Source organism: Paenibacillus sp. HGF5 (assembly GCF_000204455.1).
GTDB lineage: Bacteria > Bacillota > Bacilli > Paenibacillales > Paenibacillaceae > Paenibacillus_AQ > Paenibacillus_AQ lautus_A.
This window is the reverse complement of sequence record NZ_AEXS01000035.1, coordinates 1-7,297: the sequence shown is the minus strand read 5'-3', so window position 1 is coordinate 7,297 and position 7,297 is coordinate 1. Positions and strand designations below refer to the sequence as shown.

Annotated in this window: 6 protein-coding genes and 1 pseudogene; 6 read left to right on the top strand and 1 reads right to left on the bottom strand. The window is 48.3% G+C overall.

The window, feature by feature from the left end:
- Nucleotides 1-240 precede the first annotated feature (240 nt).
- From HMPREF9412_RS06365 to HMPREF9412_RS06340, 5 genes are all read left to right on the top strand, one after another.
- Nucleotides 241-1,833, top strand: a complete 1,593-nt coding sequence (locus HMPREF9412_RS06365; protein WP_009590563.1) for an ABC transporter substrate-binding protein — start codon at nucleotides 241-243, stop codon at nucleotides 1,831-1,833.
- A gap of 119 nt (nucleotides 1,834-1,952) precedes the next feature.
- Nucleotides 1,953-3,080, top strand: a complete 1,128-nt coding sequence (locus HMPREF9412_RS06360) for a GntR family transcriptional regulator (protein ID WP_009590558.1) — start codon at nucleotides 1,953-1,955, stop codon at nucleotides 3,078-3,080.
- Nucleotides 3,081-3,273: 193 nt separating this feature from the next.
- On the top strand, nucleotides 3,274-4,239 hold the full coding sequence (locus HMPREF9412_RS06355; protein WP_009590560.1) for an AAA family ATPase: 966 nt from the start codon (nucleotides 3,274-3,276) through the stop codon (nucleotides 4,237-4,239).
- A gap of 15 nt (nucleotides 4,240-4,254) precedes the next feature.
- The gene (locus tag HMPREF9412_RS06350) at nucleotides 4,255-4,893 is read left to right on the top strand and encodes an RNA ligase family protein (RefSeq protein ID WP_009590557.1); all 639 of its coding nucleotides are present in this window, start codon (nucleotides 4,255-4,257) and stop codon (nucleotides 4,891-4,893) included.
- Between the two features lie 820 nt (nucleotides 4,894-5,713).
- Nucleotides 5,714-6,163: a DUF1569 domain-containing protein gene (locus tag HMPREF9412_RS06340; RefSeq protein WP_009590564.1), complete on the top strand. Its 450-nt coding sequence runs from the start codon at nucleotides 5,714-5,716 to the stop codon at nucleotides 6,161-6,163.
- A gap of 110 nt (nucleotides 6,164-6,273) precedes the next feature.
- Here the strand turns inward: HMPREF9412_RS06340 and HMPREF9412_RS06335 are convergent, their stop codons facing one another.
- A complete protein-coding gene (locus HMPREF9412_RS06335) occupies nucleotides 6,274-6,759 on the bottom strand; it encodes a hypothetical protein (protein WP_009590561.1) in 486 nt (161 codons plus the stop codon).
- Nucleotides 6,760-7,023: 264 nt separating this feature from the next.
- On the opposite strand from HMPREF9412_RS06335, the pseudogene HMPREF9412_RS06330 reads away from it, so the two are divergent.
- Nucleotides 7,024-7,297, top strand: a pseudogene (locus HMPREF9412_RS06330) (sensor histidine kinase); the annotation flags it as partial.

Sequence of the window (7,297 nt, the reverse complement as noted above, 5' to 3'; positions counted from 1 at the left end):
CTTTAAGGAAATGGCCGGAATATCGGTCGGCGCCGAATACGCGGATCAGATGATGGTTAAGGAAGGCCTGAAATATGCAATCGTCGTATTATCCGCGCTGCCGCTGCTGCTATTGTATCCGCTGCTGTCGCGATTCTTTGAGAAAGGCATCATGGTGGGAGCTATCAAAGGATAAGCCGATATAGGAGCGGTCAATTACCGCTTGGAACTCATAATCATGAATAGAGGGGATATGGATTTATGAGAAAAAGAATGAATCTTCTGCTTGCTTTCATGTTGACATGCTCGTTGACGCTTGCCGCCTGCGGCGGATCAGGGGGAAAGGCGGAGCCGGAACCAGCCGGAACGGACGGAGACCCCGGAAACATCAAGCTAAGGATCGTCAAACGCGGATATACCGATGTGCATCCACCAGCCGATCAATTATGGATGTGGCAAAAATACGAGGAGATGTCCGGAATCGAGGTTGAGTTTGAGGAGCTGGCCGGTTCCGCCGTAACCGAAAGGAAAAATGTCATGCTCGGCTCCAACGACCTGCCGGATGCGTTCTACCGCATTGCCTTCGGCACCGATGAGCTGATGAAATACGGTAAGCAGGGCTTGTTTGTTCCGCTCGAGGACTTGATTGAACAGCATGCGCCGAATTTAAACAAGCTGCTCAAGGACAACCCGGATATCAGAGGAGCGATTACGATGTCGGACGGACATATTTACGCTCTCCCATACGTCGATTTCTCGAAAGCGTTCAATTCCGTTCGCTTGTATATCCATAAGGATTGGCTGGATGAAGCGGGGCTTGAAGTGCCCAAGACGACCGAGGAGTTCCGCCAAGCGCTCATGAAGGTTCGGGAGAAGGACAGCTCACGCCTCGGTTGGGTGCTTGAATCGCAGTACTGGACCTTCCTGGAGAGCTTTCTGGCCGGCAGCTTCGGCATGGGTGAAGGGGGCGCCAAGGCTTTCGGGCAGTATCTCTATAAGGACGCTGACGGACAAGTGAAGACGACGTTCAACGATCCGAAATACAGGGAGCTCTTGCGTTATATGAGCGATCTGTACAAGGACGGCTCGCTGGCTCAGCAGAATTTCACGACCGGCTACGATTATGCCAAATGGTCTACGGACGGCTCCAACAATTTGATCGGCTCGTTTGTATGGGAAGGGCCGGGATATATCGGCAAGGACGCGGCCGAGAACTATGTGGGCATACATGCCCTGGAAGGTCCGAACGGCGATAAAGTCGCGGGGGTGCTGGGACCGCCGGCCAAAGGGATCTTCGGTTTCGTGATCACCAACAAAAACAAGTATCCGGTCGAAACCATCAAGTGGATCGATTATTTCTACGGTGAAGAAGGGATTAACTTCGCTACTTTTGGGTTGGAAGGAGAAACTTACGAGCTGGTGGACGGCAAACCGAAATACAAGGATGAAATATTGAACTACAAGGGCGGCGTGCAGTTGGGTGCTTTCCAATATGTTGATAATGTGTATGGCGCTTATTATCCTTATGTTGAGCCTGATGACGATCTGCGGATGGCGGCTCGCGGGACGACGGTCGCTGACGAGATTAAAGCGGATCCTGCCGAGCTGGACGAGCTGGCGCCGAAAGAGCTTTGGCCGGATTTTGTTCCCACGGATGACGAAGCCAACCAAACCAGCGCGATTCTGACCGACATCAATAAATACATGGAGGAGATGCGGGTCAAATTTGTTACGGGTAAAGCGAATCTGGACACGGATTGGGATAACTACGTGAAGACCTTGGACAAAATGGGAGCCCAGCGTTACCTGGAAATCAAAAGAGCGCAGTATGAACGCTATACGAATGTAAAGTAACCATGACGGGAGGCAGGCATGATCGATCGGGGCGGTTTACATGCCAATGAAGCAAACGCTATAATTTTAGTTGGACAAGATCAAACCGGAAAATAGATAAAGATGGGATGAGAACCAAGTTGACCAAAGATAATAAACCGCTGTACCGCGTGATGATGGACGAGCTAAAATCGAAAATTTCATCCGGCCTGTACCCTTCCGAGGCCCAGCTTCCTACCGAGGCCGAGCTGAGTACGGCCTTCGGCGTGAGCCGCATTACAACAAGAAGAGCGCTCGAGGAGCTGGAGCGGGACGGGTTCATCTACCGCGTCAAAGGAAGCGGAAGCTTTGTCAAACCCCGGCAGCGGGGTCAGGAGCAGCGGTCGGTTGGAACGGAAAAAATGATATCGCTGATCCTGCCTTCCGAAGACGACCGCGGCACGATGGGGTATATTCGCGGCGCTTCGGACTGGCTGAACGCGAACGGCTACTATTTAAGCATTCATCAGAGCGATTATGACTCCCAGAAGGAGCGCGATCTCCTGGAGATGCTGACCCGAAAGGGCATTGCGGCCATTATATTGTATCCGCGGAACGATCATACGAACTACGATATCCTGCATCGGCTGTGCCTTGAAGATTATCCGATCGTGACCATCGATAAATACTTTGACAGCCTCCCGCTCGGGGCGGTCGTTTCGGATAATTGGAGCGGCTCTTATCAAGCCGTATCCCGATTGATTGAGCTCGGACACCGAAAGATTGCGTTTTTGACCGCGGTCAGCATTGAATCCACTTCGTCGGTGCGCGATCGGTATTTCGGATACTGCCAAGCGCTGAAGGACCACGGGCTTCCCCTCGACAGCCGTTATATCAGACTGAACATGAAGGGTTACCGGGAGAAGGTCGGCGTGGAGCAATTTTATAACGAGCTGCTGGACTCTTACAAGACGGAGGGGGTGACGGCCGTTCAGACGGAAAATGATCTGATTGCTGCCAACCTGCTAAACCTCTGTTTGGAGAGGGGGATCCGTATTCCGGACGATATCTCCATCATAGGCTTTGATAATAATCCGGTCACGGAGCATGTGATGATCCCTCTGACTACCGTCGAGCAGAACTTTTACGAGATCGGCCGCCAAGCGGCCGAGCATGTCGTAAACTGGCTGGAGAGAGGGAAACCGACACCGGGCAGGGCGCTGATCCCTGTTAAGCTGGTGGAGCGGGATACGACCGCTCCTGCCCCGAAAGCGAGATCGGGCAAGTAGATACGACATAAAGGCTGATTGTCTGCGGATACACTTTCTGCAGGCAATCGGCTTTTTTGTAGGTATGTAAAAGTTGAATATACATATTCTTTGCTTACTCATACAAGGCGCAAGCATGGTACATTATTCGGAAGGAAGGATTTCGTTTAAACCATGACACCATGATAAGCAATCGCGAAAGGAGGTGAATATCATGAGTACGATTCATATGCTGGTCGGGATACCCGGCAGCGGAAAAAGCTATTATGCCAAACAATTGTGCAAAAGCGAGCGGGCCGTGCTGGTTGCGACGGACGCGATACGCGAAAGATTGTTTGGCAGCGAATCGAAACAGAAAAATACGTATTTGGTATTTGACGAGGCTTTCGCCGAAATCGAACAGGCGCTGAAGTCGGATCGAAACGTCGTATTCGACGCAACGAATGTCAGCCGGGAACGAAGACAGAAATTTCTGAAACGGTTTGGCGATCGACGGGTGGAGTGCCATATTTGCACGACTCCTTATGAAGCGGCCCTGGATAGAGTCAAGAGACGAAAACGCCGGCTTGATGAGAAGATCATGACTAAGTATGCCAAAAATCTTGAATTTCCGGTCATGGGTGAAGGGTTTGTTGATCTGCATCTCGTTCATGAGCCGGGTGAAACTCAGCTGGCAAGAGAGGATTTGGAACAGCTGTTAATGCGCAGACCGGATCACGATGAGTTGTTCGGTTACTTATCGCAATCCCCCTATTTTCAAACGATGCTGGGATTTGATCAAGAGAATCCGTTCCATTCGAGAACGTTGTCGGAGCATACGTTTGCCGTGCTGGAATACATCCAAAATTGCTATGACGGTGAAGGCGATCATCTGCTGGCTATGCAATTAGCGACTCTGTTCCATGACGCGGGCAAGCCGTTTTGCAAAGTATGGAAGCAGGCTCGAGGATACTATTCCTATTATGGGCACGAGCATGTATCGGCCATCATGGCATGCCATACCTTGAAAGACCTTGGGTATGAGGATGAATTTGTGCTTCATGTCGTCCAACTTGTCAGCTTCCATATGGAAATATTGCATGGAGGAGATGCCGGCGCATCCAGGATATACCATTTGTTAGGCGAGAATTTGCTGGCTCAGCTGTATTTCTTCGCAGAGGCCGATACGTTCGGCAAGTAAGAGAGGTGAACAACGATGAAAATGAAATATCCAAGAACGATGCATCTGCCCTGGTCTAGAGGTTATACCGACGACGATAAGATTTTGCGGGCTACCGACCATTTTGCGGGGCAGGAGGTTGTCATTACCGAGAAAATGGATGGGGAGAACACCACCATGTACCCCGATTTCATCCACGCCAGATCCCTGGACAGCAAGGATCATCCTTCCCGTCATTATGTCAAGACGCTGCATGGGGGCATCAAGTATTTGATTCCGGAGGGATACCGTCTCTGCGGGGAAAACGTCTATGCCAAACATTCGCTTTCGTATTCGGCGCTGCCGTCCTACTTCATGCTGTTCTCCGTGTGGAATCAGTTGAATGTGTGCCTGTCATGGGATGAGACGGAGGAATGGGCGGATCGTTTGGGGCTGGTTACGGTTCCTGTCTTGTACCGGGGCATCTGGGACGAGGATGCTGCCAAGGCTTGTTATACGAAGCGATCTTGGTGCGGCGGTGAACAGGAAGGTTATGTGGTTAGGCTGGCTTCCGCATTTGCATATGAAGATTTTAAGCATAGCGCTGCCAAGTATGTCCGCAAGAATCATGTTCAAACCGACGAGCATTGGCTGAGCAAACCGGTGGAAGCGAATCATTTGGCTGCAGGAGACTAGAACGGTTAGAAAGTTTTTATATAATTGAATTTTAGAATATGAGGTGTTGATCATGTAATTTCTAAATGCTTTTTAATAAAATGATGTGGATACATAGCACTGATATGAGCTGCCGCTAAAATGGGGGCTTTTTTTATTGGAATTATTGCAATATTGCAAATCAGGTTACCATATTTTGTGAGTGCAGGTATAATGAGCATATACTTTAAGTGAATACAGAATCAACCTTATTCGATGATAGGAGATCATATGAACAATAACAGGATGTTTAGCGTTTCGGCACCGTCTGGCATTAGATTAATGGTTTCCATGCTGCTCTTAATCGTTATTCTTCTTGGAAATATCATGTTGGAACAGGGAGAAAGGGATTTCTTTTATTATGCCTGCATTGTGTGGTTGGTTTTTTGTTCCACCGTATTCATCATCTCCTTCTACAGAACCTGCCTGATGAAACCCGCCGTGATGAAAATGCATCAAGACGGAATCATGATAAACGGAGAAGAAGTGAACGCAGATTCCTTGGCATGTTTATTGATCAACCATGACAGGAAACCGGTGATCGGGATCAAGCCGAAAGGGCGTAAGATCGTACCATTGAAGCTATGTTTTCAGTTCTTGGAGGATCAGACGGAGGGAATCAGGCAGCTTGAGCTATGGGCACAAGCAAGTCATGTGAAGATAACCAAAGGTTTTTTTATGAGATGGTTGTAGGGGAGTCTGAGTTCACAAGAAAGCAATCCAAAAGAAATGTCCCGTAGATGGGTCAGCTATCATATAATCAGGTGTTTAGACATGGATTTCACTATAGGGAGAGATAAACATGAATAATATGTTCAATCATTTCGATATGACCCAAATATTAAACCGAATCGACGCATTAAGCCCTCAATCACAACCGTTATGGGGAAAAATGGATGCTGCCCAAATGCTGTCCCACTGCTCCGCGTTCCAAGACATCGCCATGGGCATCACGAACCCGCCAAGAGGCTGGCTAGGTAGGTTGGTAGGGAATTTCGCGAAGCCCGTGTTTTATAATGAAAAACCGTTACCTCGCAATATGTCGACTATTCCGGATATTTTGATTGCGGATCCAAGAGAATTTGAAACGGAAAGAGAACAATTGAAAGAAAAATTGATAGCATTCCAAAAGCACGGACCCGAGAAATGTACCACACATCCTCATCCTTTCTTCGGTAAACTGACCTCAGAGCAATGGGGGAGGGGATTATACAAGCATCTGGACCATCACTTGAAACAGTTTGGCGTTTAAGGCTCAAGAAACCTATGTAATGTGGATACGGATGGAACCCCGTAGAGCCATGACTACGAAGGTTGGCTCTACGAGGTTCAAGGGTCTTGCTGCAGATTATGTATTCTTCTTTATAACCATTCCACGTATTTCTCCATCGTAAACTCGCCTTCCAATTCCAGCCGGGTATCCGGCTTACTCCCATCATAATAATTGACGTCCATCGTCGTTCCAGTCCAATATACGTAAAATACGCCATTTCCTCTATACTCAATGCGTCCCCGGTTATCATTTACCTCCTGGTGCTCAAAATAATAGAGTCTTGCATCCAGGCTTCTGGAGTTCTCGTTATAGCCCTGGGCAAGCGTAAATTCCAGCGGTGCAAACTCATTCAGTTTTAGCGTATCCAGATAAATCGTAAGTTCCGCGTCCGGATTGCTCAGCAGCTCATCCGGATCCGGGTAAACCTGAAGCGGTTCGGTCTCCGTTTCCGTTTCAAACCACAGCATGATTTGCGGCTTTCCGTTGACTTCGGTTCGCGTGGCGAAAGCGTTGGTTTCTGTTAAAGCGTGTTTTTCGGTTCCGTTATAACGGATTAAGGTGATCGTCCCCGGCATGTGATTCTCCTTGTCTAATGTATTCGATTATTATAGAATGTCAGATTTGCCTTACTAAATGGTAGCATAAACCAATCATCGCACCAATAAGTTAGCATAACTTTCCTTTACCTTATCTGGCGAATGGAACGATAAAAGTAGAATGTGCAGGGGCGGGATATGGAATCTCCTATTGCGAAATTGATATTTTATTGTAAAATGACCGCAACAGATTAGTTTCGACATGGCAGGACTTCTTGTCATTTCAGGAGAGGTTGATCGAGTTTGATTAAACGACAAAGACACGAGCATTTTACCGGAAAGTTCAGCAAGTGGGTTTACGGGATCACGTTTAAACAAAGAGTTCGCTTATCCTTCATTATTATGATAACGCTTGCAATTGGAGCGGTAGGCATGACAACCTATTGGATCGCCTCCAAAGAGCTTCAGAAGAACGCTTTCGAATCCAGACAAGAGACCGTGAACAAAACGACTCAGATTCTGGACGACAAATTGGCCGGGATCTCCAATTCGGTTCGTTCCCTGATGTTCAGCTACG

Bases quoted from the DNA above. Each gene is read 5' to 3' on its own strand.
- HMPREF9412_RS06335 (WP_009590561.1), bottom strand. From the start codon at position 6,759: ATGCCGGGGACGATCACCTTAATCCGTTATAACGGAACCGAAAAACAC.
- HMPREF9412_RS06340 (WP_009590564.1), top strand. From the start codon at position 5,714: ATGAATAATATGTTCAATCATTTCGATATGACCCAAATATTAAACCGA.
- HMPREF9412_RS06365 (WP_009590563.1), top strand. From the start codon at position 241: ATGAGAAAAAGAATGAATCTTCTGCTTGCTTTCATGTTGACATGCTCG.
- HMPREF9412_RS06350 (WP_009590557.1), top strand. From the start codon at position 4,255: ATGAAAATGAAATATCCAAGAACGATGCATCTGCCCTGGTCTAGAGGT.
- HMPREF9412_RS06355 (WP_009590560.1), top strand. From the start codon at position 3,274: ATGAGTACGATTCATATGCTGGTCGGGATACCCGGCAGCGGAAAAAGC.